Source organism: Nocardioides sp. NBC_00368 (assembly GCF_036090055.1).
In the GTDB taxonomy this organism is placed as follows: Bacteria; Actinomycetota; Actinomycetes; order Propionibacteriales; family Nocardioidaceae; genus Nocardioides.
In genome coordinates this window covers 3819189-3840944 of record NZ_CP107970.1, presented here as the reverse complement: position 1 = coordinate 3840944, position 21756 = coordinate 3819189, and the positions used below count along the sequence as shown (strand labels likewise).

At 71.1% G+C, this 21756-nt stretch carries 19 protein-coding genes; 13 read left to right on the top strand and 6 right to left on the bottom strand.

Features of this window, described 5'->3' with window-relative positions; all coding sequences use genetic code 11:
• Window positions 1-258 precede the first annotated feature (258 nt).
• A complete protein-coding gene (locus OG984_RS18275; RefSeq protein ID WP_328527647.1) occupies window positions 259-1785 on the bottom strand; it encodes a PucR family transcriptional regulator in 1527 nt (508 codons plus the stop codon).
• Window positions 1786-1993: 208 nt separating this feature from the next.
• Here OG984_RS18275 and OG984_RS18270 point away from each other — a divergent pair, with 208 nt between their 5' ends.
• The 11 genes from OG984_RS18270 (at window position 1994) to OG984_RS18220 (ending at window position 14939) form a co-directional block, all read left to right on the top strand.
• Complete coding sequence (locus tag OG984_RS18270) at window positions 1994-2815, top strand: hydroxypyruvate isomerase family protein (protein ID WP_328527646.1); 822 nt, start codon at window positions 1994-1996, stop codon at window positions 2813-2815.
• Between the two features lie 22 nt (window positions 2816-2837).
• Window positions 2838-3731, top strand: a complete 894-nt coding sequence (locus tag OG984_RS18265) for a 2-hydroxy-3-oxopropionate reductase (protein ID WP_328527645.1) — start codon at window positions 2838-2840, stop codon at window positions 3729-3731.
• 1 nt (window position 3732) lies between these two features.
• Window positions 3733-5508: a glyoxylate carboligase gene (gene gcl, locus OG984_RS18260; protein WP_328527644.1), complete on the top strand. Its 1776-nt coding sequence runs from the start codon at window positions 3733-3735 to the stop codon at window positions 5506-5508.
• A 3-nt stretch (window positions 5509-5511) separates the two neighbouring features.
• Window positions 5512-6642: a glycerate kinase gene (locus OG984_RS18255; protein WP_328527643.1), complete on the top strand. Its 1131-nt coding sequence runs from the start codon at window positions 5512-5514 to the stop codon at window positions 6640-6642.
• A gap of 235 nt (window positions 6643-6877) precedes the next feature.
• Window positions 6878-7762: a fumarylacetoacetate hydrolase family protein gene (locus OG984_RS18250; RefSeq protein WP_328527642.1), complete on the top strand. Its 885-nt coding sequence runs from the start codon at window positions 6878-6880 to the stop codon at window positions 7760-7762.
• Window positions 7759-9111 (top strand): allantoinase AllB, encoded by a 1353-nt coding sequence (gene allB / locus OG984_RS18245; RefSeq protein ID WP_328527641.1) that lies wholly within the window; start codon window positions 7759-7761, stop codon window positions 9109-9111. Before OG984_RS18250 ends, allB begins: the two co-directional genes overlap by 4 nt.
• Window positions 9108-9941 carry a bifunctional allantoicase/(S)-ureidoglycine aminohydrolase gene (locus tag OG984_RS18240; RefSeq protein ID WP_328527640.1) on the top strand — a complete coding sequence of 278 codons (834 nt, stop codon included), beginning with the start codon at window positions 9108-9110 and terminating at the stop codon, window positions 9939-9941. The genes allB and OG984_RS18240 overlap by 4 nt, the downstream gene beginning before the upstream one ends.
• Entirely contained in the window at window positions 9941-10675 is a 735-nt protein-coding gene (locus OG984_RS18235; RefSeq protein ID WP_328527639.1) for an SDR family oxidoreductase, read from the top strand. Before OG984_RS18240 ends, OG984_RS18235 begins: the two co-directional genes overlap by 1 nt.
• 234 nt (window positions 10676-10909) lie before the next feature.
• The gene (locus tag OG984_RS18230; protein WP_328527638.1) at window positions 10910-12913 is read left to right on the top strand and encodes an FAD-dependent oxidoreductase; all 2004 of its coding nucleotides are present in this window, start codon (window positions 10910-10912) and stop codon (window positions 12911-12913) included.
• On the top strand, window positions 12910-14148 hold the full coding sequence (locus OG984_RS18225; RefSeq protein WP_328527637.1) for a cyclopropane-fatty-acyl-phospholipid synthase family protein: 1239 nt from the start codon (window positions 12910-12912) through the stop codon (window positions 14146-14148). Before OG984_RS18230 ends, OG984_RS18225 begins: the two co-directional genes overlap by 4 nt.
• Entirely contained in the window at window positions 14145-14939 is a 795-nt protein-coding gene (locus OG984_RS18220) for a DUF1295 domain-containing protein (RefSeq protein ID WP_328527636.1), read from the top strand. The genes OG984_RS18225 and OG984_RS18220 overlap by 4 nt, the downstream gene beginning before the upstream one ends.
• A 142-nt stretch (window positions 14940-15081) precedes the next feature.
• Here the strand turns inward: OG984_RS18220 and OG984_RS18215 are convergent, their stop codons facing one another.
• From OG984_RS18215 to OG984_RS18195, 5 genes are all read right to left on the bottom strand, one after another.
• Window positions 15082-16041 carry a hypothetical protein gene (locus OG984_RS18215; protein WP_328527635.1) on the bottom strand — a complete coding sequence of 320 codons (960 nt, stop codon included), beginning with the start codon at window positions 16039-16041 and terminating at the stop codon, window positions 15082-15084.
• Window positions 16041-16604 carry an RNA polymerase sigma factor gene (locus OG984_RS18210; protein WP_328527634.1) on the bottom strand — a complete coding sequence of 188 codons (564 nt, stop codon included), beginning with the start codon at window positions 16602-16604 and terminating at the stop codon, window positions 16041-16043. The genes OG984_RS18215 and OG984_RS18210 overlap by 1 nt, the downstream gene beginning before the upstream one ends.
• A 220-nt stretch (window positions 16605-16824) precedes the next feature.
• Window positions 16825-17310 carry a GNAT family N-acetyltransferase gene (locus tag OG984_RS18205; protein WP_328527633.1) on the bottom strand — a complete coding sequence of 162 codons (486 nt, stop codon included), beginning with the start codon at window positions 17308-17310 and terminating at the stop codon, window positions 16825-16827.
• Window positions 17311-17449: 139 nt separating this feature from the next.
• The gene (locus OG984_RS18200) at window positions 17450-18727 is read right to left on the bottom strand and encodes an ankyrin repeat domain-containing protein (protein ID WP_328527632.1); all 1278 of its coding nucleotides are present in this window, start codon (window positions 18725-18727) and stop codon (window positions 17450-17452) included.
• Window positions 18724-19713, bottom strand: a complete 990-nt coding sequence (locus tag OG984_RS18195; protein ID WP_328527631.1) for an SMP-30/gluconolactonase/LRE family protein — start codon at window positions 19711-19713, stop codon at window positions 18724-18726. The genes OG984_RS18200 and OG984_RS18195 overlap by 4 nt, the downstream gene beginning before the upstream one ends.
• 173 nt (window positions 19714-19886) lie before the next feature.
• Here OG984_RS18195 and OG984_RS18190 point away from each other — a divergent pair, with 173 nt between their 5' ends.
• Window positions 19887-21128 (top strand): sensor histidine kinase, encoded by a 1242-nt coding sequence (locus OG984_RS18190; RefSeq protein ID WP_328527630.1) that lies wholly within the window; start codon window positions 19887-19889, stop codon window positions 21126-21128.
• Window positions 21121-21756, top strand: coding sequence for a response regulator transcription factor (locus tag OG984_RS18185; protein WP_328527629.1), 636 nt, complete (start codon window positions 21121-21123; stop codon window positions 21754-21756). Before OG984_RS18190 ends, OG984_RS18185 begins: the two co-directional genes overlap by 8 nt.

Below are 21756 nucleotides of genomic sequence, written 5' to 3'. Positions count from 1 at the left end.
CCACAGCCTGGTCCCTCGGGGCTCCGAGCGGCACCCGCCGATCATCCGAAGATGGGGTCTGCGCGGATGTGGCCTTTGTGTGATGCTCCAGAATGGCGCGCGGCCGGTTTCGTGGCCGTTTCTGCGGCGTGAATCTCCGCGCCGGGATGTGTGTAACACGCTGTTCGTAGCACTATCCGGTCGTTCCAATAGGGCGAGTAGTACTACGAACGACGTGTTACACCGCCGGCCGGCCAGCGCGCGTTTCGATCAGATAGGTCACAGCGATCTGAGGGCCAGAAACACGTCGACGCGGTCCTCCATCGTGGTCAGGTCACGGCCGGTCAGCTCCTCGACCCGGGAGATCCGGTAGCGCACGCTGTTGACGTGGAGATGGAGCGACTCCGCGGTGCGCGTCCACGACCCGGCGTACGCCAGGAACCGGTCGAGCGTCGGCACCAGATCGCTCCCGGTGCGCTGGTCGTGCTCGAGGACGGGGCCGAGGACGCGCTGGGCGTAGGTGCGGCGGATGTCGTCGGGGACAGTGGCGAGCAGCAGCACGTGGGAGGTGACCTCCTCGGAGCTGGACAGGGCCACCGCGCCGCCGCCGGAGCGGGCGACCCGATGGGCGAAGCGCGCCTCCTCGAGTGCGCCGGCGAGTGCCTCGATCCCGCTCTCGCCGCTCAGCCCCACCGACAGCGAGCCGCGGACGAGGGCGGGCGCCAGCCGGGTGAGCGATCGGCGCAGCTGGTCGGTGAGGTCCGGGCGGGACGGAAGGAACGCGACCGCGCACCCATCGCGGGCGCTGGCCACGACGGACGGTCCCAGGCCGAGCGCCACGTCCTCGAGCACCGCGGCCACCGCGTCGGGTGGCCCGCCCGGCCCGAGCTCGGCCACGGCGAGGACGACCGGACGGTCGGGATCGATCCCGGACTGGCGCAGGCCGGTGGCGATCTCGGCAGGTGAGGCGCCGGCCTCCAGGTGGGCGAGGGTCGCGGCCGCCAGCGGCCGGCGGACGCGGAACCCCTCGTCGCGGCGGGAACGGTCCAGGGCGGTGATGGCCCCGAACTCGTGGACCATGTCGAGGTCCTCCCGCGGCCAGGTGGTGTGGTCGCCCTCGACGGCCACGGTCCATCCGGTGACCCGATCGGCCAGGCCCGATCCGACGGGGAACAGGGAGTAGCTGCGGTCGCCCACCTCCGCCACAGCCGGCAGCAGGTCGGCGGTCAGGAAGCGGCGGGTGAGCGCGTCGACGGTCTCGGGATCGAGCTCGCCTGGGCCAGGGACGACATGTCGGCCGCTCGCGGTGAGCACCCGGCACGCATGGCCGATCTCGGAGGCCACCCGGGCGGCCAGCTCGTCGAGGCTGCGGCCTGAGGCGATGGCGGAGAGGAGCTGGCGCTGGCGCGCCAGGCTGGCCGACATCCGGGCGCTCTCGCCGGCGGCGCCGGCGGCCGCGACGTACTCGGTGACGTCGGCGAACGCCACGTCACCGGGCACCTCGACCAGGGCGACCTGATGGCGGCGGCAGGCCTCGACGAGATCGTCGGGCACCGCGCCGAGGAGGGCCGCGCCGGCCAGCAGGCAGGTCGCACCGCCGTCCGCGATCGAGGACACGAACGTCTCGCTGTCCTCGGGCCGGCGGCGCCAGACGAGGCCGGTCAGGACGAGCTCGCCACCGTTCAGATAGCGGCCGGGCTCGAGCAGGTCGATCGTGATCGTGCGGCCCACCGGACGCTCCAGCGAGCCCTCGGGCGCGTGCAGGAGCCGCAGGCCCAGGCTGGGCGTCTCCAAAAGCTCTGCCAATAGCACGGTGCCTCCACCGGTCAGCCGGTCCGTTTCGGGCCTCGTCTTGGAGGAACGTACAACGCCTGCGCGCATGCGTGGGAGGCCCGTTGTCGTTTCTTCATCAGTTTGCGGCCTGATGACCGCATCGGGTTGACGTGACTCCGCTCACATCCTTATATTTCGAATGTCAGAAATCAAATTCCGCATTACGGAAGGAATGGTGAGGATGTCCCACCAGCTCCGCTACGAGGTGAACTGCTCGATCCTGTTCACCGAGCTCCCGCTGCTCGAGCGCCCCGCGGCAGTGAAGGCCGCCGGCTTCGACGCGGTGGAGTTCTGGTGGCCCTTCGCCGAGGCGGTGCCCTCCGACACCGACGTGGACGCGTTCGTCGCCGCCGTCCGGGACGCCGGGGTGCACCTGGTCGGCCTCAATTTCTTCGCCGGCGACATGCCTGCCGGCGATCGCGGCCTGGTCTCCTGGCCGGCCCGGTCGGCGGAGTTCCGCGACAACATCGACGTCACCATCGGCATCGGCGAGCGCCTCGGCTGCACCGCGTTCAACGCGCTCTACGGCAACCGCGTCGAGGGCGCCGACCCAGAGGCGCAGGACGAGCTCGGCGCCGAGAACCTCGCACTGGCCGCCCGCGCCGCGGCCGGCATCGGCGGCACCGTGCTGGTCGAGCCGGTCAGCGGCGCCGACCGCTACCCGCTGCTCACCGCCGCTGACGCGGTGGCCGCGATCGACCGCGCCGGCGAGCCCAACGTCGGCCTGCTCGCCGACCTCTACCACCTCGCCGTGAACGGCGACGACGTCGATGCGGTGATCGCTGCGTACGCCGCCCGCATCGCGCACGTCCAGATCGCCGATGCTCCGGGACGCAACGAGCCCGGCACCGGTGAGCTCCCGCTCGAGCGGCAGCTCGCCGCCCTCGAGGCGGCCGGATACGCCGGCTGGGTCGGGCTGGAGTACAAGCCCTCGACCTCTTCGCCCGAGAGCTTCGGCTGGCTGCCGCGGGAGCGCCGCGCCGCCACCACCGCCACCCACTGACGACCCCGTAGGAGGGAACATCATGACCAACATCGCCTTCATCGGCCTCGGCATCATGGGCAGCCCGATGGCAGCCCACCTCGTCGAGGCCGGCCACACCGTCGCCGGCTTCGACCACAACCCCGAGCGTGCCCAGGCCCTGGCCGCCGCGGGCGGCCGCGCCGCCACCTCCACCGCCGACGCCTGCCGTGACGCCGAGGTCGTCTGCGTCATGGTCCCGGACTCGCCGCACGTCGAGGAGGTCCTCGCCGCCGAGGGTGGGGTCCTCGAGTCCGCCCCCGCCGGCGCGCTGATCATCGACTTCTCGAGCATCCGGCCCGACGTGACCACGGCGCTCGCCGAGCAGGCCACCGCCCGCGGCTTCCGCATCCTCGACGCCCCGGTCTCCGGTGGCGAGGCGGGCGCGAAGAATGCGGCCCTCTCGATCATGGTCGGCGGCGCGGCCGACGACTTTGCCACCGCGAAGCCGCTCTTCGACGCGGTCGGCAAGACCATCGTCCACGTCGGCCCGAGCGGCGCCGGCCAGACGGTCAAGGCGGCCAACCAGCTCATCGTCGCCGCCAACATCCAGGCGCTGTCCGAGGCGGTCGTCTTCCTCGAGGCGTACGGCGTGGACACCAAGGCCGCCCTCGAGGTGCTCGGTGGCGGGCTGGCCGGATCGGCGGTGCTCAACCAGAAGAAGGAGAACATGCTGACCCGCTCCTTCCAGCCAGGCTTCCGGATCGACCTGCACCACAAGGACATGGGGATCGTCACTGCTGCTGCCCGCGAGGCCGGCGTCGTCGTTCCGCTCGGCTCGCTGGTCGCCCAGCTGATGGCGAGCGCCCGGGCCAACGGCGACGGCGGCCTGGACCACTCCGGCCTGCTGCGGGGCGTCGAGCGACTGAGCGGCTCCGTCACGAAGGGGGAGAACTGACATGGCACGCATGCGCGCGGTCGACGCCGCCGTCCTGATCCTGGAGAAGGAGGGCGCGACCCAGCTCTTCGGCCTCCCCGGTGCCGCGATCAACCCCTTCTACAGCGCGATGCGTGCACACGGTGGTCTCGACCACGTGCTCGCCCGTCACGTCGAGGCGGCCTCCCACATGGCCGAGGGCTACACCAGGGCCAAGGCCGGCAACATCGGCGTCTGCATCGGCACCTCCGGTCCCGCCGGCACCGACATGATCACCGGCCTCTACTCGGCCTCCGCCGACTCGATCCCGATCCTGTGCATCACCGGTCAGGCGCCGGTCGCGAAGCTCCACAAGGAGGACTTCCAGGCGGTCGACATCGCCGCCATCGCCGGCCCGCTCACCAAGATGGCGGTCACCGTGATGGAGCCCGCCCAGGTCCCCGGCACTTTCCAGAAGGCCTTCCGACTGATGCGCGAGGGACGTCCCGGCCCGGTCCTGATCGACCTCCCGCTCGACGTCCAGCTGGCCGAGATCGACTTCGACATCGAGACGTACGAGCCCTTGCCGATCGCCCGGCCGGCGGCCAGCCGTGCCCAGGCGGAGAAGGCGCTGACGATGATGCTGGCCTCCGAGCGCCCGCTGATCGTCGCGGGCGGTGGCGTGATCAACGCCGACGCCGCCGACCTGCTGGTCGAGCTCGCCGAGGTCACCGGCGTCCCGGTCGTCCCGACGCTGATGGGCTGGGGCACGATCCCTGACGATCATGCGCTCAACGCGGGCATGGTGGGCCTGCAGACCTCCCACCGCTACGGCAACGCGACCATGCTCGCCAGCGACTTCGTCCTCGGCATCGGCAACCGGTGGGCCAACCGCCACACGGGCTCGGTCGAGACCTACACCCGGGGACGTACGTTCGTCCACATCGACATCGAGCCGACCCAGATCGGCCGGGTCTTCGCACCGGACTACTCGATCGTCTCCGACGCCCGCGCGGCGCTGGAGGTCCTCGTCGAGGTCGCCCGGGAGTGGGCGAGCGCGGGCCGGATCCCGAGCCGTACGGCCTGGGCCGAGGAGTGCGCCGAGCGCAAGCGGACCCTGCACCGCAAGACCCATTTCGACAACGTCCCGATCAAGCCGCAGCGGGTCTACGAGGAGATGAACCGCGCCTTCGGCGCTGACACCCGGTACGTCACCACGATCGGCCTGTCCCAGATCCAGGCCGCGCAGCTGCTGCACGTCTACCAGCCGCGGCACTGGATCAACGCAGGTCAGGCGGGCCCGCTCGGCTGGACCCTGCCGGCCGCGCTGGGGGTCGCGACCGCCTGTCCTGACGGTCAGGTCGTCGCTCTCTCGGGCGACTACGACTTCCAGTTCCTGATCGAGGAGCTGGCGGTCGGCGCCCAGTTCAACATCCCCTACATCCACGTCGTCGTGAACAACTCCTACCTCGGCCTCATCCGCCAGGCCCAGCGCGGGTTCGCGATGGACTACTGCGTCCAGCTCGCCTTCGACAACGTCAACAGCCCCGAGGTCGACGGCTACGGCGTCGACCATCTCAAGGTCGCCGAGGGGCTGGGCTGCAAGGCGATCCGGGTCACCGACCCTGCCGATCTGGGTGCCGCTTTCGAGAAGGCCAAGGCACTTCAGGCCGAGTATCGCGTGCCGGTGCTGGTCGAGGTCATCCTCGAGCGTGTCACCAACGTCTCGATGGGTGTCGAGATCGACGGTGTCGTCGAGTTCGAGGAGCTCGCCGAGCGTGGTGAGCACGCCCCGACCGCGCTCGTCCCGCTGGACTGACTCATGGTCCGCGTGCTCGTCGCCTCCGACAAGTTCAAGGGATCGCTCACCGCTGCCGAGATCGCGGCGGCGGTGAGGGCGGGCCTACGCCGGGGGAGGCCCGACATGGTCGTCGACGCGATCCCGGTCGCCGATGGCGGCGACGGCACCCTGGCGGCGGCTGAGTCCGCCGGGTTCACCCTGGTTCCGGTCACCGTGACCGGGCCGACCGGGTCGCCGGTGCGGACCGCGTACGCCCGGCGCGACGACACCGCTGTCGTCGAGCTCGCCGACGCGGCCGGGCTCGCCCGGCTGCCGCGCGCGCCGGATCCGCTGGGCGCCTCCAGTCTCGGGGCCGGCCAGGCCATGGCGGCCGCGATCGACGCGGGCTGTCGCTGGGTGGTGCTCGGTATCGGCGGCAGCGCCAGCACCGACGGCGGCGCGGGTCTGCTCCGCGGGCTCGGCGCCGGGCTGCTGACCGCGTCCGGGTCGCCGGTGCCCGCGGGCGGAGTCGGCCTGGAGCAGGTGGCCCGACTCGACCTCGATGACCTCCGCCGCCGGGTCGACGGGGTCGAGATCACCGTCGCGTGCGACGTCGACAACCCGCTCACCGGACCCCGCGGCGCGGCCGAGGTCTACGGGCCGCAGAAGGGCGCCGATCCCGACCAGGTGCGCCGCCTGGACGCCGCGCTCGCTCACTGGGCCGATGTCGTCGCGGAGGCGACCGGTGCCGATCTCCGGGACCACCCCGGCGCCGGTGCTGCCGGCGGAGTGGGCTTTGCGGCTCTCGCGCTCCTGGACGCCGAGCTGCGCTCGGGGATCGACCTCGTACTCGAGCTGGTCGACTTCGGGGCCGGGCTGGAGGGCGCGACCCTCGTCGTCACCGGCGAAGGGGCGCTCGACGAGCAGACCCTGCACGGCAAGGCCCCGGCCGGCGTCGCCGCGGCCGCCGCGAGGGCCGGCGTCCCGGTCGTGGCGGTCTGCGGGGTCAACCACCTCGACCACGACCGGCTGCGGGCGGCCGGGATCGGGGCGGCGTACGCCCTGACGGACATCGAGCCCGACCGGGAGCGCTGCTTGACCGACGCAGCGGCCCTGCTCGAGCAGATCGCCGAGCGGATCGCCGCCGACCATCTCATCGAGGAGGACGCATGAGCGGCCCGCGGAATGTTCACCGAGGTAACTCGGTGAGCGCCCACCTCCTTCGTGGAGTTCCGCGAGGGGAGTGCATCGAGACCGAGGTACCTCGGTCAGCATCCGGAGGGCCCCGCGACAGCGGCCTGCGGAATGTTCACCGAGGTAACTCGGTGAGCGCCCACCTCCTTCGTGGAGTTCCGCGAGGGGAGCGCATCGAGACCGAGATACCTCGGTCAGCATCCGAGGAGGACGCATGAGACTGCTGAGTGTGGGACCGGCGGGCGAGGAGCGCCCGGCTGCCCTCGACGACCAGGACATACTGCGCGACCTGTCGGCTGTGGTGCCGGCGATCGACGGCAGTCTGCTCGGCGACCCGGCGCGCCTCGCGTCGGTGCGGGAGGCGATCGCCTCGGGCCGACTTCCGAGAGTCCCCGACGGCACCCGGATCGGACCGCCGGTCGCGAGGCCGGGCAAGGTCGTCGGGGTCGGGCTCAACTACGAGGACCACGCCGAGGAGGCCGGGGTCGCGATCCCGGACGAGCCGGTCGTCTTCCTCAAGCCCTCGACGACGGTCGTGGGGCCTCACGACGAGATCCAGCTGCCGCCCGGATCGACGATGACCGACTACGAGGTCGAGCTGGGCGTGGTGGTCGGGCGCCGGCTCTCCCGGTGCCGTGATCCCCGGCAGGCGCTGGCCGCGGTCGGCGGCTATCTCACGGCCGACGACCTGAGCGAGCGGGCACGGATCGCGGCCGGGCCGACCTGGGCGAAGGGGAAGTGCGCCGACACCTTCACGCCCATCGGTCCGTGGCTGGTCACGCCCGACACCGTGGGCGACCCGCAGGACCTCGGCCTCCAGCTGTGGGTCGACGGCGAGCGGAGACAGCACGGGACGACCGCGCGGATGGCCTACGGCGTCGGTGATGTCCTCGCGTTCCTCAGTACGCTGATGACACTCGAACCCGGCGACCTGGTGCTGACCGGGACGCCTGGCGGGGTCGCAGCGTTGCGGCCCGAGCCGCGGCCCTTCCTGCGCGAAGGGCACGTGGTGGAGGCCGAGGTGACCGGCCTCGGGCGCCAGCGTACGCGGGTGGTGGCAGTCGAAGAGGCAGTCGATGAGGCAGAGGTGAAGGTGTGAGTCGAGATCTCGATGTCGTCATCCGGGCAGCGCGGATGGTGACTCCGGACGGTGAGACGGCCGGCAGTGTCGGCATCAGCGACGGGAAGATCGTCGCGATCGAGCCGGCGGGCCTGACCGCCGCCCGCGTGGTCGAGCTCGCCGACGACGAAGTGCTGATGCCCGGGGTCGTCGACGCCCACGTGCATGTCAACGACCCGGGCCGCACCGAGTGGGAGGGCTTCGCCTCCGCGACCCGGGCCGCGGCCGCGGGCGGGGTCACCACGATCGTCGACATGCCGCTCAACAGCATCCCGCCCACCTGCGACCTCCCGGCGCTCGACCTCAAGCGCAAGACCGCCGCGAGCCAGGCCTTCGTCGACGTCGGCTTCTGGGGCGGTGCCATCCCGGGCAACGTCGCCGAGCTGCGACCGCTGCACGAGGCGGGTGTCTCCGGGTTCAAGTGCTTCCTGCTGCACTCGGGCGTCGACGAGTTTCCGCCGCTCGACGCCGATCAGCTCGAGCTCGCGATGCGCGAGATCGCGGCCTTCGACGGTCTGCTGATCGTGCACGCCGAGGACGCCCACGCGATCGAGCACGCGCCCGCCGCAGGGGGTGGGGCGTACGAACGATTCCTGCACAGCCGCCCGCGGGGCGCCGAGAACCTGGCGATCGCCCAGGTGATCGAGCTGGCCCGGTGGACCCGCTGCCGCGTCCACATCCTGCACGTCTCCAGCTCCGACGTACTCGCGATGCTGGCCTCGGCCCGTCGCGACGGAGTCCCGATCACCGCCGAGACCTGCCCTCACTACCTGACCTTCGCTGCCGAGGAGATCCCCGACGGCGCGACGCAGTACAAGTGCTGCCCGCCGATCCGTGAGGCGTCCAACCGCGAGCTGCTCTGGCAGGGCCTGCGCGACGGCGTCATCGACATGGTGGTCACCGACCACTCGCCCTCGACGCCCGACCTGAAGGCCCTCGACACCGGCGACTTCGGGGTGGCCTGGGGCGGCATCTCCTCGCTCCAGCTCGGTCTGGCGGCGGTCTGGACCGAGGCCCGGGCCCGCGGCTTCGCCCTCACCGACATCGCTCGCTGGATGTCGGCGGCCCCCGCGCGTCATGCCGGGTTGCCGAGCAAGGGGCAGATCGCGGTCGGGCACGACGCCGACTTCGCGGTCCTCGCCCCCGACGACACCTTCGTCGTCGACGCCGCAAGGCTCCATCACAAGAACGCCGTCACGCCCTACCACGGCCGCACCCTCGCCGGTGTCGTCCGCGCAACCTGGCTGCGCGGCGAGAAGATCGACATCGAGGCCGCGCCCCAGGGCCGGCTGCTCAGCAGAGTCACCACAGAAGGAGCCCGACCATGAGCGAACCTCGCTACTACGCCCCGACCGGCGGCCACCCGTCGCAGCGTGAGCTGACCACCGACCGGGCCGTGTTCACCGAGGCGTACGCCGTGCTCCCCCGTGGCACCATGCGCGACATCGTCACCAGCAAGCTCCCGTTCTGGGAGGGCACCCGGCTGTGGGTGATCGCCCGGCCGCTCTCGGGCTTCGCCGAGACGTTCTCGCAATACATCGTCGAGGTCTCGGCCGGCGGCGGCAGCGACAAGCCCGAGCTCGACCCGGGCGCCGAGGGCGTCCTGTTCGTGGTCGAGGGGGCGCTGACGCTCTCGATCAGCGGGGAGAAGCACGACCTCGCCCCCGGCGGCTACGCCTTCCTCCCGCCCGGCTCCGCCTGGACGCTGCACAACACCAGCGACCAGGTCGCGCGCTTCCACTGGATCCGCAAGGCCTACCAGCGGGTCGAGGGCATCGACGTGCCGGAGCCGTTCGTCACCAACGAGGTCGACGTGCCCGGCGGCGAGATGCCGGGCACCAACGGTGCCTGGAAGACCCAGCGCTTCGTCGACCCCGATGACGTACGCCACGACATGCACGTCAACATCGTCAGCTTCGAGCCCGGCGGTGCGATCCCGTTCCCGGAGACGCACGTGATGGAGCACGGGCTCTACGTCCTGGAGGGCAAGGCCGTCTACCTGCTCAACAAGGACTGGGTGGAGGTGCAGGAGGGCGACTTCATGTGGCTGCGCGCCTTCTGCCCGCAGGCCTGCTACGCCGGCGGCCCCGGCCGGTTCCGCTACCTGCTCTACAAGGACGTCAACCGCCACGCGGTCCTCTCGCGGCAGTTCGGCTGATGCCGATCGCGGTCGTCACCGGCGCCGGCTCCGGCCTGGGGCGGGTGATCGCCCAAGCCTTGGACGGCGCCGGCTTCCAGGTCGCCCTGCTCGGACGTACGCAGGCCGCGCTCGAGGAGACCGCGTCGGTGATGGCGCGGTCCCTCGTGCTGCCCACGGACGTCGCCTCCGCTGCTGAGGTGGAGGCGGCGTTCGCCGCCGTCGTCGGGATGTGGGGCCGCGTCGATCTGCTGGTCAACAACGCCGGAACCTTCGGGCCGAGCGGAGATCCTGACGAGATCCCGCCCGAGGAGTTCGCCGCGACCCTGGCGGTCAACGTCACCGGCTCGTTCCTGTGCGCCCGCGAGGCCTTCGCCCAGATGAAGCGCCAGGAGCCGCGCGGCGGGCGGATCATCAACAACGGCTCGATCTCCGCCCACGTACCCCGCCCCGGCAGCGCCGCCTACACCACCTCCAAGCACGCGATCACCGGCCTCACCCGCTCGCTCGCCCTGGACGGCCGCGCCCACGACATCGCGGTCGGCCAGATCGACATCGGCAACGCGGCCACCGAGATGACCGCCGGCATCGCGGTCGGCGCCCGTCAGGCCGACGGCGCCGTACGCCCCGAGCCGACCTTCGACCCCCAGCACGTGGCCGACGCCGTGGTCGCCATGGCGCAGCTTCCCCTGGGCGTCAGCGTGCCCACGATGACCATCCTCGCCACCGGGATGCCGTACGCCGGCCGCGGCTGACCCCGCGCGATCGGGGGCTCCGGTGGTCGCAGCGGGCATGGGCTGCGCGTGAAAGAGACTCTTCTTTCACGCGGGGAGCATCCCGCGGGAGAAGGGAGAGACGAGCGAGCGAACTTTCGTCCGCCGTAGGACTGAAATCGATGACCTGAACAACAAATCCGATTCGCCTCGGTGACCGAAGACCGGGTGACAGCGCCTCTGCGCCGATCGCCCCCTTCGACCACGAGGAGCCCGATGAGCAGCCCCGACCGCGAACGACGCCGGATCGCCGTGGTGGGGAGCGGCGTCGCGGGTCTGACCGCCGCCTACATCGCGTCGCTGCACGGCACGGTCACCCTCTTCGAGGCCGACGACCGGCTGGGCGGCCATGCCGACACCCACCGCGTGATCACGCCGGACGGGAGTGAGCTTGCGATCGACACCGGGTTCATCGTGCACAACCGGCGTACGTATCCGACGCTGCTGCGGCTCTTCGCCGAGCTCGACGTGCCGACGCAGGTCTCGGAGATGTCGATGTCGGTGCGTTCGGACGACGCGGGCGTGGAGTACGCGGGCGCGCGCGGGATCCGCGGCGGGCTGCCCGACCGGCGGGCCTTGCGACCGGCGCACCTGCGGATGCTCGCCGAGATCCCGCGGTTCCACCGTGCGGCCCGGGCACTGCTCGCCGAGGGCGAGCCCGACGACCGCACGCTCGATGAGTTCCTCGACGAGCACGGGTTCACGCCGCACTTCCGCCGCCACTTCATGGCGCCGCTGGTCGCGGCGGTCTGGTCCTGCGACCCGGCGACGGCGCTGAGCTACCCGGCCCGCTACCTCTTCGAGTTCCTCGGCCATCACGGGATGCTGCAGGTCTTCGGATCGCCGCGCTGGCGCACGGTCACCGGCGGTTCGGCGACGTACGTCCAGAGGGTCGCCGCCGCGATCCGCGACCGCGGCGGCCGGGTGCTGACCTCGACGAAGGTGGTCAACGTGGTCGAGACCGGTGCCGGTGTCGAGATCACCGACGGCAACGGGACCACCGAGACCTTCGACGCCGCCGTGCTGGCGACCCATCCCGGGCAGTCGCTGGCGATGCTGGGCGAGCCCACGGCGACCCAGCGTGAGATCCTCGGCGCCTTCCCCTACTCCGCCAACCAGGCCCAGCTGCACACCGACACCAGCCTGCTGCCGCGCAGCGAGCACACCCGGTCGTCGTGGAACTACCTGGAGCGCCCCGGCCGCGGCCAGGTCACGGTCACCTACGACCTCACCCGGTTGATGCGGCTGCCGACTCCGGGAGGCGTACGTCACCTGGTCACGCTCGGCGGAGCAGACCTGATCGATCCGGAGAAGGTCATCGCCACCATGGAGTACGAGCACCCGCTCTACACCCCGGAGTCGGTGGCGGCCCAGCAGCGGGCCGACGAGCTGGACTCGGACAGGCTCATCTTCGCCGGTGCCTGGCGCGGGTGGGGGTTCCACGAGGACGGCGCTCGCTCCGGTGCCCGGGCGGCCGAGCGGCTGGGGCTGTCCTGGACGGCTCCCGCGAAGCGCCCCGACGACGCGACCGGCGTGTATCGCACCACGATCAGCCACACCCGGCGGGGGCCGCTGCGGAACCGGTTCGTGCACCGCTCCCACTGGCAGGTGGTCGATCTGGACCGGCTGCCCGATCACGGGCCCCTCGGCCGCTTCGAGGCCCGTGACCATCTGGGTGACCCCGAGCTCTCGATCAGAGAGAATCTCGCCGCGTTCCTGAAGCGCCACGACATCGAGCTGGGCGATGCCCGAGTGTTGATGGCGGCCCAGCCGAGGGCCTTCGGTTTCTCGTTCAACCCGATCAGCGTCTACTGGTGCACGGCCGCCTCCGGGGAGCCGCTGGCCACCGTCGTCGAGGTGCACAACACCTACGGCGACCGGCACGCCTACCTCGTCCACCCCGACGAGCGTCACCGGGCACAGGTCGCGAAGGCGATGTACGTCTCGCCGTTCCACGGCGTTGACGGCCACTACGAGCTGACCGTGCCGCCACCCGACGGGCGACTCCGGGTTGCCGTCCGGCTGACCACCGAGGACGGGACCGTCTTCGACGCCTCCGTCCGCGGCTCTCGGGTCGAAGGGCGGTTCGGGGACACGCTCCGTTCTGCTCCCGCCGCGTTCCTCGGCGCGGTCTGGATCCGCCTCCACGGCGTATCGCTGTGGCTACGCCGCCTACCGGTCCACAGACGGCCGCTGCACCACCAAGAAGGAGTCCGATGAAGACCATCGAAGCCCCCACCGCACAGACCCTGGTAGCTGAGCGCTGGCCGATGCTGCAGGAAGCACCCACCGGCCTGGTGACCCGAGGCACCGGGGCCGCTGCGGCGACCGTCTTCCGGGCCGCCACGAAGCGGCTCGGGATCAGCGTCAGCCAGGACGGCAGCCCGGCCGACATCGTGCTGCGCCGGCCGGAGGAGTTCTACGCCAGGCTCAGCCGGCACGGGCTGATCGGCTTCGGCGAGGCGTACATGACCGGTGCCTGGGACGCCCCGGAGCTGGGGGAGACCTTGACCGTGCTGTGCCGGGACCTCGACGGTCTCCTCCCCGGGTGGGCGCAGCGGCTGCGCGGGGTCTACGAGCGACGCCGCGGCGCGAAGGACCTGAACACGCCGGAGAACGCGCGCGAGCACATCGGGCACCACTACGACCTGTCGAACGAGTTGTTCGCGCTCTTCCTCGACCCGACGATGAGCTACTCCTCGGCCCTCTTCTCCTCCCTGCCCTCGACGGAGGACCTGGCGCTCGCCCAGCACCGCAAGATCGACCGGATCCTCGACGAGGCCGGAGTCGGCCCGGGCACCCGGCTGCTCGAGATCGGCACCGGCTGGGGCGAGCTCGCCCTGCGGGCCGCCGCTCGTGGCGCCCAGGTCACCACGGTGACCCTCTCCGTCGAGCAGGCCGACCTGGCGCGGCGCCGGATCGGCGCAGCTGGTCTGGCCCATCGGGTTGACGTGGAGCTGCGCGACTACCGGGCCGTCGACGGGACGTACGACGCGGTGGTCTCGGTCGAGATGATCGAGGCGGTCGGGGAGCGGTTCTGGCCGGTCTACTTCGCGAAGATCGACGAGGTCCTGGCCCCGGGCGGCACCGCGGTGATCCAGGCGATCACCATGCCGCACGACCGGATGCTGGCCACTCGGAACACCGAGACCTGGATCACCAAGTACATCTTCCCCGGGGGGCTGCTGCCCTCGACCGAGGCGATCACCGACGTCACCGAGGCGCACACCCGGCTCCGGATCCGCAGCCGCCTCTCCTTCGGCCCGCACTACGCCGAGACCCTGCGGCGCTGGGACCTCGCCGTACGCGACCGGGCCGACGAGGTCAGAGCGCTCGGCTTCGACGAAACCTTCCTGCGGATGTGGCACTTCTACCTGGAGTACTCCCGGGCCGGGTTCGCGGCCGGCTACATCGACGTCCAGCAGCTCACCTTCACCCGCGACGAGGCTCGTTGATCCGCGACCTGCTCCTCGTCAGCGGCGCCACTGCCGCCGTCGTCGCGGTGCTGATGATCATCACCACGATCGCCGCCCGACGGGCCGGGAGGTTCTCCGTGGTCGATACGACGTGGGGTCTCGCGTTCGTCGCGGTGGCGGCCGGCAGCGCGGTCCTCTCCGTCGGGATCGGCACCTCGGGCCCGCTGCCCTGGATCGTGCTGGCACTGGTCGGGGTGTGGGGCCTGCGCCTGGCCCTGCACATGCACCGTCGCAACCACGGCGCAGGCGAGGACCCGCGCTACGCCGAGATGCTCGGGGACATCCCGTTCGGGAAGGCCGCGCTGCGGGTCTTCGGTATCCAGGGTCTCGCCGCCTGGCTGGTCTCCTGGCCGATCCAGGCGATCGCGGTCACGGGCTCTGACCCGCTGTGGTGGCTCGTGGCCATCGGTGCCCTGCTCTGGGCGGTCGGCGTCGGCTTCGAGGCGGTCGGCGACGCCCAGCTCGCGGCGTACAAGCGCTCCGCGGACCGGCCACCGGTGATGGACTCGGGCCTGTGGCGCTACACCCGGCACCCGAACTACTTCGGCGACGCCTGCGTGTGGTGGGGCATCTGGCTGATCGCGGCAGCCACCGGCTGGTGGGTGGCCCCGGTGACCGTCGTCGCACCGGTGGCGATGACCTACTTCCTGGTCCACGCGACCGGAGCCCGGCTGCTGGAGAAGACCATGATGAAGCGACCTGGCTACCCCGAGTACGCCGCGCGTACGTCGATGTTCCTGCCGTTGCCGCCGCGTGGCAGACACGTCTGACTTGTGCCAGCCGGGCGAATGAAACTCGTTGGCGCGGGGAAGTACGTCCGCGATCTATTGACCGCACCAACGGGAGTGTCGACTTATCCTGGCGACGGGCGGGCATCCGGATCTTGCGCATGCCCGCCCGTCCGCGCGAGTGTCACGGCTTGTAGGTGACGCCCTCTGCGACCGCGATGACCTGGTCTCGTGTGAGGCCGCCGGGAGCCTGCAGAGCAAACGCCTGGCCGCTTGCAGCGGTGGCTTCGAGGATCCATCGGAAATCGCCCGCATCGGACGGCTGCATACCGACGAGCGCCGGGCGGCCGTTAATGGTCACCGCCGACTCGTCCTCCGCGCCGTATGCCGAAAGGTTCGTGCTGACGTGGTCGGTCAGCGCGACCGTCAGGTCGTTGTCGTCAGGCTCGCCGGACTCGGAGAGGGTCAGGATTCGATCCTCCTTGTACGCGGCCATCGTCCATCCCGCAGGAGCAACGCTGAGGCTCAGATCCACGCGCTGAGGCTGGTCGCGCAATGCCTCTGCAAAGGTAACCATGCGATCGGCGTCGGCGTACTGGCCAGATCCGGTGACGGCAGTCCAGTCGTTGGCGTCGTCCTTCCAGACGACCGTGACCGCATTCGCACCCTCGGCGCTTCCGTTGTGGACGGTGCGCTCGTAGACCTTCGCTTCGTCGCCGTCCACGTCAGCGGACCGGGCACCCGCAGGGATCGTCCAGAAGTCCTCCTCCGCAACGTCTGTTGTAATGCTGATTCCATTCAACTGGTCGCCGTAGCGGGCCGCGATGAAGTTCGAGTCCTTCTCGAAGACGGGCTGGCCAAGACCAGTTGGCACCGCACTCGGCGTCCACGGGAAGGTCATCGGGTCAACGGCTGCCAGGGCGATCGAGTTGTCGCTGCCGACCAGGGCAGGGACGACAGCGAGACCGACGGCAGCGGCCGCTGCGGCTGCGAGGAGCGGCAGGCGCCGCCTCGGCCGACTCTGCACACTGCCGCGTGACTGCGTGATGGCGGAATCCAGGCGCGCTCTGGCCGCTGACAGAGAGGTCTCCGAGAGCGGGCTCGGGGCGGGCCCGAGGCGGTCAATGGTCTTGAGGTCAGTCATCACAGTTCTCCTTGCAGGTCGTCGAGGATCGGGCGCAGTTGCTGACGAGCTCGGTGCAGGCGGGAACGAACGGTTCCGACCGGAATGCCAAGAGCCGTCGCGGCTTCGGCCTGGGCAAGCTGGCCCCAGGCCAGCAGGAGCAGTACGTCGCGGTCGGCAGCCTTGAGCGACGCGAGAGCGTCAGCGAGGCGTGGGCGGATGGTCGCGGAGTCGGCCGATGCGACCGCCGCAGGTGAGGAGTCGGGCATCACGGCCGCGAGCGGAACGCGGGACAGGGCGCGGTAGCGCGTCGCCTCAGCCCGGTGGTGGCGCCGAATCAGGTTGGACGCGATGCCGTACAGCCACGGGCGAGCGTCCGGCTGTTCGGCACGATAGGACGCTCGGCGCTCGAAGGCCGTCACGAAGAGCTCGCCGAGCAGATCGTCCGCGAGCTCCCCAAGCCGGCGGCTCAAGAAGCGGTGCAATTCCCGTGCGTGGCGATCGAACAGTTCGCCGAAGGCCTCTGGATGCTCCATCGAGGCCGCAATGACCGCGTGGTCGTCGGCTTCGGGGTCGGCGTACACCACGCACTCCTCAGGGGGACTCAGGGCCAGATGTTGAACTCTCATGACCAGTCCATCGCACACGGACGGAGATGCGTTCACGCAACGCTCGCCACTGCCGTGGTTCAACCGCGGCGCCCCGTGGCGGCCAGAAGGACTCTCGACGAGCACCAAAGCCAGCCGCACTTCCCCGCGAACGAATTTTCGTTCACCCAGCGGGCGCTGCCTGCGCGCGCCGACGCTAGGTGAGATCAAGGCTGAGCGATGCCAGACCTTCAACAGGTCTGAACCCGAGTCTTCGATAGAGGCTGAGGGCGGCTTCGTTGTCGGGTTCGGTTACGAGGGAAAGTCGTGTTGCGCCTGCTGTGCGTGCCGCGTCGCGGACCGCGCCGACGAGAGCGGCCGCGGCTCCCTGGCCCCGGGACCGGGGAAGCACGTACAGGTCACGCAGCTGCCAGAACCGGCCCATGGCCAGAGACGCAGGGATCACATGACTCGTCGCGAGGCCGATCGGAGGTGAACCAGCCGCAGATGCCGTGAAGATCGTGAGCATGTCCGACCGGACCATCTCGGTGAGCCAACCGACGGTGGATTCGCCCGTGTCCGGCGGAGGCATGCCGTAGTGGCGCCGATAGGCGTCGAACAGGACACCGGCCGCTGCGAGCGTCTCCTCGGTGTCACAGATCGTGACCCGTAACGACCCCGTCGGAACCGAGTTGTCGCTCATCTCTGCCTCCGAACCCTGCACGTTGCGCGCTCGTCCTGCAGACGGTACTGCCTGGTCCGCCGCGGCGGCCGTTGAGACTGGTCGAGGCCCCGACCAGCGGGGGACTGGTCAGGGCCTCGAGCTGTGGGACAGCTGCGGATTAGCCGCCGTGCTGCTCGAGGATCTGTGCGATCTCGGTGAACCCGCGGTTGCGGGCGTGCTCGAGCGGAGTCACGCCGTCGCGGTCGGCGATGCTCGGGTCGGCGCCGTGCTCGAGCAGGCTGAGGACGATGCGCTGCCAGCGGTCGGAGCCCTCGCCCAGGATCACGGCCTCGAGAAGCGCGGTCCAGCCGAGGTCGTTGACGTGGTCGAGGTCGATCTCGGTGCGAGCGACCCGCTCCACGTAGTCGGCGTGGCCGCGCTCGCTGGCCGGGATGATCGAGACGCCGCCGTAGCGGTTGCGCACGGTCAGGTCCGGGTCGGCGGTGAGCAGCAGCTCGGCCATCGGGACGCTGCCGGTGACTCCGGTGACCAGCCACGGGGTGTCGTGCTGACCGTCGAGCGCGTCCGGGTCTGCGCCGAGGTGAACGAGCAGTCGAGCCGTGGAGAGGCGGTCCTCGGTGACCGCGAGCAGCAGCGGCGTACGCCGGTTGCCGTCGCGTGCCTCCAGGTCGGCGCCGCCTCGAAGAGCCGCCGCGGCCGCGTCGGCGTCACCCGCGGAAGCGGCACGCAGGAGCTGGGCGTCGCCGTCGGCGCCCTCGGAAGAAGCGGTACGCAGCGTCGACACGATCGCGTCGAACCCGCGCTCCTCGGCGTGCTGGAGGGCGGTCTTCCCGTCCCGGCCGGCCTTGATCGAGATGTCCACGCCGGCCGCGACGAGCACCCGTACGGTGTCGGCGGCGTCCGGGCCGTCGTCACCCAGGACGACCGCCTCGTGCAGTGCCGTCCAGCCCAGGTTGTTGACGTGGTCCAGGTCGATGCCGGCCTGCACCAGGCGCCCGACGATGTCGGCGTGCCCACGCTCGGCGGCGCGGATCAGTGCGGTGCCGTCGTAGGAGTCCTTGGCGTTGATGTCGGCGCCGTTGCGCAGCGTCAGGTCGAGCAGGTCGACGTAGCCCTCGCTCGCGGCGATGAGGTAGGCGCTCTGCTGGGTGTCGTCCTGGTGGTTGACGTCGGCACCGGCCCGGATCAGCTCGCGGGCACGTGCCACGTCGTTGTCCCAGGCGGCCTTGATCAGCTGCGCGTTCATCCGCTGTCGCTCCTCGGGATCGGGTTCGGGGGTGCTCCTCGCCGCCTCGGACGGGGCCGGTGCAGAGCTCGACGGAGACCGCTGGGTGGTCTCCGACGGCGCCGCGGCGCAGCCTGCCAGAAGCACGGTCAGCGCCGCGGCGGCCATCGACCACCGCAGGTGTGGCCGCACCGATGTGGACAGCGTCATCGCGGCATCCGTGCGGTGACGATCTCGTACGGCCCCTGGGCGGTCTGCTCGTCGAAGTGGCTGTCGACCAGCAGCATCCGGCCGTCGAGCAGCTTGCCGGTGGTGAAGACGCGGTTCGGGTCGGTCGCGCGCGACGAGACGTGCTCGGCCGAGGTGGCGGACCGGTTCAGCTCCAGGTGCACGATCTGCTTGTCGAAGTTGCGGATCACCGCGAGGTCGCGGCCCTGCCGGATCAGGCCGTCGGCGTTGCGCAGGTCGGCGCCGTCGGTGTCGATCGCGCTGACCTCACCGGTCGCGACCGAGAAGCGCCACAGCCGGCCGGTGTTGCCCTGGGCGACCACGAAGGCCGAGCGGTCGGTGCTCAGCACGATGCCACCGAGGTTGAAGCCCTCCTGGCGGGTGATCAGCGAGCTGCCGTCGGCCCACTCGGTGGCCTCCCAGCCGTCGGCACCCTCGGCAACGCGGATGATCGTCGGGTCGTTGGAGTTGGTGAAGTACGCAGCCCCGTCCGGGCCGATCGCGACGTCGTTCAGGAACGCGTTGTTGTCAGGGACGCGAAGCGCCGCCAGCAGTTCGCCCTCAGGGCTGTAGACCCACAGGTCGGGGCGGTCGTTGTCGGTGCCGTTCGGGCCGCCGGCGATGTAGATGCGGCCCTCGTCGTCGACGGTGATGCCGCGAGCGGTGTAGCGGCCGTCGGTGCCGTCACCGGCCAGCCACTCCTCGGCCTGGGCCCGGTCGGCGGTGCCGCGCTGGATCTCACCGCCGGTGACCTCGCTGACGTAGAACGTCCCGGACTCCTGGTCCACGCCGATGCCCTCGAACTTCGAGCCGCCCTGGGCGGCCGGCTCGCCCTCGAGCAGGTAGCTCGCCGGCCGGCCCTCCGCGGCGTTGGCCGCGGTGCCCGTGCCGAGGGCGGTGAAGGACAGGGTGGCCGAGGCGGCGATGCCGGCCAGGCCGGCGAGGGCGGCGATTCGGGACGTACGCATGGTGGTGCTCCTCCGATGTTCGGTCTGTTGGTCGAGCTGATGCATCAACCATCGCCGTCGGGAAGGGCCCGGACATCGGGTGACCGGCGACGTCTGGATAGCCGTTCGGCGACACCCCGGATAGCCGATCGGATGATGCCAGGACCCCGCCACCGGCCTAGCCTGGAACGACCATGTCGACCGACGCCGTGCCAGCTCCAGGGCCAACGCCATCCGCCGCCGGTGGGATCCTGGCCGGCCAGACGCTGCTCGACCGCTGGCTCCACATCTCACTGGTGGTGCTCGTCGTCGCCTCGGTCGCGCGCTACCTGCAGGGCCACGGCCTCGGTGACCAGGCCGAGGTGGTCCTGCCGGGCGCCGCCGTCCTCCTGATCGCGTACGCCGCGGGCCGCCGTCTCACCGGCACGGCCGCAGTCGTGTGGCTGGCCGCCGTGGTCGCCTGCTGGACCGTGCTGGCGCTGATCGCGCCGTCCTTCTCGTGGGCGGCGGTGCCGCTGGTGTTCCTGGCGCTGCGGGTGCTGCCCTTCCGGTGGGCCGTGGCCGCCACGGTCTTCCTGGTCGCGGTCGTCGCGGTCGCCTGGAGCCGGATGACCGGCCTGGCCGACCCGACCGTGCTGCTCGGCCCGGTCTGCGTCGCCGTGCTCGCGGTGACCGCCTACCGCGCCCTCGAGCGCGACGCGGCCACCCGTCGCCTCCTCCTCAACGAGCTCGAGGCGGCCCAGGACGAGGTCGCCGACGCCGAGCGTCGAGCCGGTGTGGTGGCCGAGCGCGCGCGGCTGAGCCGGGAGATCCACGACAGCGTCGCCCAGGGCCTGACCAGCATCAACCTGCTGCTCCAGGCCGCCGACCAGGAGTGGGAGTCGCGCCCGGCCGACGCCCGCGATCACGTCGACCAGGCGGCCGGCATGGCCCGCTCCTCGCTCGACGAGGCCCGTCGGGTCGTACGCGATCTCGCCCCCGCCGAGCTCGCCGGCGGATCGGCTCTGGCCACGGCCGTACGCCAGGTCGCCGACGACGTCGCCGCCACCACCGGTCTCGACGTCCCGGTCCACGTCCACGGCGACCCGCACGAGGTCGGCGGGCGGGTCGCGACGGCCGTCGTACGCACCCTCCGAGGCGCCCTCGCCAACGTCGCCGAGCACGCCGGCGCGACCACTGCGGTCGTCTCCCTCACCTTCCACGAGGGCGAGGTCGCCCTGGACGTACGCGACGACGGGGCCGGTTTCGACCCGGCCGATCTGAAGGACGAGCCGGACGGCCTGCGCGGACACGGCCTGGCCGGAATGCGGGCCCGTGCCCGCTTGCTCGGGGGAGACTTGGTCATCGAGAGCGCTACGGGCGAGGGCACGGTGGTCGCCGTGTCGTTCGCGGCCGGACCGTCAGCATCCATCCAGGGGGAGGAACGTCGTGGTTGAGCAACACATCCGGGTGGTGCTGGTCGACGACCATCCGGTGGTCCGGGCCGGCGTACGCGCCCTGGTGGACGCCCAGGACGACCTGGACGTGGTCGGCGAGGCCGCCGACTCGGCCCAGGCCGTCGCGGTCGTCGGCGAGACGAAGCCGGACGTGGTGCTGATGGATCTCAGCCTCGGCGAGGGACCCGGCGGCGCGGAGACCACCCGACTGGTCCGCGACCTGCCGGCGCCGCCGCAGGTGCTGGTGCTGACGACGTACGACACCGAGGCCGACGTCCTCGAGGCCGTCGATGCCGGTGCGGCCGGCTACCTGTTGAAGGACGCTCCGCCCGACGAGCTCTTCCGCGCGATCCGCGGCACCGCCCGCGGGGAGACCGTCCTGGCCCCATCGGTCGCCACCCGGCTGCTGCAGCGGGCCGCCTCGCCGGCGCCGAAGGTGAGTCCGCGCGAGGTCGAGATCCTGCGCCTGCTCGCCAAGGGTCTGGGCAACAAGGAGATGGCCCGCGAGCTCCTGGTCAGCGAGGCGACGGTCAAGTCCCACCTCTCGCACATCTACACCAAGCTCGGCGTCGACACCCGCGCCGGCGCCGTCGCCACGGCCATCGAGCGTCGCATCCTGCGACCCTGA

What these genes read in the sequence shown, in the direction of transcription:
- OG984_RS18270 (WP_328527646.1), top strand. Translation starts at nt 1,994, where the DNA reads ATGTCCCACCAGCTCCGCTACGAGGTGAACTGCTCGATCCTGTTCACC.
- OG984_RS18265 (WP_328527645.1), top strand. Translation starts at nt 2,838, where the DNA reads ATGACCAACATCGCCTTCATCGGCCTCGGCATCATGGGCAGCCCGATG.
- gcl (WP_328527644.1), top strand. Translation starts at nt 3,733, where the DNA reads ATGGCACGCATGCGCGCGGTCGACGCCGCCGTCCTGATCCTGGAGAAG.
- OG984_RS18255 (WP_328527643.1), top strand. Translation starts at nt 5,512, where the DNA reads ATGGTCCGCGTGCTCGTCGCCTCCGACAAGTTCAAGGGATCGCTCACC.
- OG984_RS18250 (WP_328527642.1), top strand. Translation starts at nt 6,878, where the DNA reads ATGAGACTGCTGAGTGTGGGACCGGCGGGCGAGGAGCGCCCGGCTGCC.
- OG984_RS18240 (WP_328527640.1), top strand. Translation starts at nt 9,108, where the DNA reads ATGAGCGAACCTCGCTACTACGCCCCGACCGGCGGCCACCCGTCGCAG.
- OG984_RS18235 (WP_328527639.1), top strand. Translation starts at nt 9,941, where the DNA reads ATGCCGATCGCGGTCGTCACCGGCGCCGGCTCCGGCCTGGGGCGGGTG.
- OG984_RS18230 (WP_328527638.1), top strand. Translation starts at nt 10,910, where the DNA reads ATGAGCAGCCCCGACCGCGAACGACGCCGGATCGCCGTGGTGGGGAGC.
- OG984_RS18225 (WP_328527637.1), top strand. Translation starts at nt 12,910, where the DNA reads ATGAAGACCATCGAAGCCCCCACCGCACAGACCCTGGTAGCTGAGCGC.
- OG984_RS18215 (WP_328527635.1), bottom strand. Translation starts at nt 16,041, where the DNA reads ATGACTGACCTCAAGACCATTGACCGCCTCGGGCCCGCCCCGAGCCCG.
- OG984_RS18205 (WP_328527633.1), bottom strand. Translation starts at nt 17,310, where the DNA reads ATGAGCGACAACTCGGTTCCGACGGGGTCGTTACGGGTCACGATCTGT.
- OG984_RS18200 (WP_328527632.1), bottom strand. Translation starts at nt 18,727, where the DNA reads ATGACGCTGTCCACATCGGTGCGGCCACACCTGCGGTGGTCGATGGCC.
- OG984_RS18195 (WP_328527631.1), bottom strand. Translation starts at nt 19,713, where the DNA reads ATGCGTACGTCCCGAATCGCCGCCCTCGCCGGCCTGGCCGGCATCGCC.
- OG984_RS18190 (WP_328527630.1), top strand. Translation starts at nt 19,887, where the DNA reads ATGTCGACCGACGCCGTGCCAGCTCCAGGGCCAACGCCATCCGCCGCC.